Origin of the sequence: Streptomyces atratus (genome assembly GCF_900119365.1) — a bacterium.
Classification (GTDB): domain Bacteria; phylum Actinomycetota; class Actinomycetes; order Streptomycetales; family Streptomycetaceae; genus Streptomyces; species Streptomyces atratus_B.
Map to the genome: position 1 here is coordinate 1 of NZ_FPJO01000089.1, position 2,321 is coordinate 2,321.

At 67.4% G+C, this 2,321-nt stretch carries 3 protein-coding genes; 1 reads left to right on the top strand and 2 read right to left on the bottom strand.

The features are described from left to right. Positions 1–309: 309 nt before the first annotated feature. Positions 310–1,398, bottom strand: a complete 1,089-nt coding sequence (locus tag BT364_RS38845; RefSeq protein ID WP_331765649.1) for a serine hydrolase domain-containing protein — start codon at positions 1,396–1,398, stop codon at positions 310–312. Between the two features lie 247 nt (positions 1,399–1,645). After that, a complete protein-coding gene (locus tag BT364_RS44550) occupies positions 1,646–1,861 on the bottom strand; it encodes an integrase core domain-containing protein (protein ID WP_072489815.1) in 216 nt (71 codons plus the stop codon). A gap of 257 nt (positions 1,862–2,118) precedes the next feature. On the opposite strand from BT364_RS44550, the gene BT364_RS43925 reads away from it, so the two are divergent. Continuing rightward, positions 2,119–2,321: transposase (locus BT364_RS43925; RefSeq protein ID WP_143166642.1), on the top strand; the 203-nt coding region annotated here is incomplete at its 3' end.

Here is a 2,321-nt window from a genome sequence, read left to right on the forward strand (position 1 = left end):
CCCTCGGCCGCCCACAGCACCAGGCGGGCCCGCAGGACGACATCGGCAGGGGCGTGACGGCTGCCCGCCAACTCCCGCAGCTCATCAATCTGTTCGGAGGAGAGATTCACACCGGGCCAACGAAGCGATGAACCATCAAGTTCCAACGACAGAATCACGAGACACTAGGTGGGTTGTCGACCCGGCAAACTATCTGCCCGGAGCATCGTGTGCTTGTCTACCCATCAGGGCTCGATCCTTCCAGTTCCACCCTTCGATGCCTGTCCGGTCTGCTGAGCGCCCGGCGTCGCGAACGCGGCACGTGGCTGCTCAGTTGCCGACCAGGGCGTCGTGGATGGCCCACCCCATGTCGCCGGCGCACCAGCTGATGTTGCCGAGGACTGCGACGTCCAGGCCCTGCTGCGGGTAGTGATAGAGGCGGGCGCTGGCCCCGTCCTCCTCGCCCGTGTGGCCCCAGCGGACGATGGTTCCTTCGTCGTCGAGGATGTGGGTGAGGCCGAAGCCGTACATCCACCGGTAGCCGCGGACCTTCTCCTCACGCTCGTCGACCTGCGGGGTCAGAGCCAGGCGCGTGGTCTCCTCGTTCAGCAGCCGCCCGTGGCGCAGTGCGTGGGCGAAGGCCGTCAGATCGGCGGCGCTACAGGTAGCCCCTCCGTCGGCGGCGGCCCCGGGGGTGGTCGCGTAGTGATTGGTCCGGTACGGGGTGGGGCTGCCGGCGGTGGTGAGGTATCCCTCGGCAATGTCCGGCCCCAGGTCGTCCAGGGCCGGGAATCCTGCCGCGCTCATTCCGGCACGGGCGAATACATCGTCGGCGATGACCTCCTCGAAGGAGCGGCCGGTCACCGATTCGATGAGCAGGCCGAGCAGGATGTAGCCGGCGCCGTTGTACAGATGACGCTCCCCGGGAGGGGAGTGGGGCTGCTTGCCGGCGAACAGCGACAGGTAGTCCTTGTTGCTCCGCAGCAGGTAGAGCGGGTGGGAGGAGGTCAGGGCGGCCCATTCGGCTTCCCAGTCGTCGCTGCCCTCCTCGAACCAGTCGCCGATGCCCGCCGTCATCGTCAGGGCGTGGTGGACCGTGACACGCGGATCGAGCTGGGGCATGTGCTCTTTCACGAAGCCCACCAGCGCGTCGTCGAGGCAGACCTGCTTCCGCTCGACGAGCTGCAGGACGGCCACCGCTGTGAACATCTTGGACACCGACGCCACCCGGAATCGCGTGTCGCACGTGTTCGGTATGGACCACCGCCGTGACGCCATCCCGAACGCGCGGGTGAATACCGGCTCCCCGTGACGCGTGACCCGGACCGTGCCGGAGAACCCCCTTTCCTGCGCCACTGTGGAGACGGCCTCCTCCAGGCAAGCCGGATCGAATCCGTCAGCTCTCGTCACGATCGTCACCGCAGACCCCTCACAGAAGAAAGTTCACCAGTCATCGGTGATGATGATCGTCACCAGTCCGCCTGCGAGCAACCGCTTTACCCTGACCGCACGCGCCGCGGGGAGAGTGTCGCCCCAACCCGCCCCGGCCGCCGGTCCGTTGACCGCGACGTACATTCCGTCACCTCGCGGATCGCGTGTCGACGGTATCCCCTCCGGCCCCGCGGTTGAGCTGTTCCGGGTTTCGTAGCGGCTGGTTTGTGTGGTTTCAGGCGGCGTTCGTGGTCGCCTGGGATCGGTAGTGCTGGGCTTCGAATTCCTCGGGCGGGAGGTAGCCGAGTACTGAGTGCGAGCGCTCGGTGTTGTACCGGCCGACCCACTGCTCGATGCCGGTGCGGGCTGCGAGCCTACGGGCGCGGCCCGCTTGCGGCGGGAGGGCGCCACCCCGGTGCGCAAGGGACGGCCGTGGGGTCTGTGTGACCACTGTGCCGTCATGGTTCCCGATCGGCCGCGGTAGCCACTCGATGTCGAGCTGGCCGCAGGACGCGAGGGCGCGGCCCGCGCCTATGCGCTCCGCCCTTGGGGCGGAGCGGGGGCGCGTGTGGCGGTCTCTCAGCTTGACGTTTATCCTCGCCTGTCACCCAACCTGCTGATCTGCGGTTCTTCCCGGGACAGCGGAGGCGGCCGTTCTCCACGCTTCGAGATGTCGAGTCACGAAGCACGAGAGAACGGCCGCTGCGTATGAGTCTCCCTCTCCCAGGGCCCGCAGGCGAGGCGTTGGATGTCTTGTCCCGCTTTCGGGTCGAGTTCTACGAGTGCCTTTACGCCCGCGCGGATGCACTCTTCGAGCTCACGGACGCGGTGCTGTGCGCGGACGGGCCGGTGAAGACCCTGGTCGAACTGTCGCTGGCCCTCGAGCACCGGCGTGGGCATGGTGCTCTGTA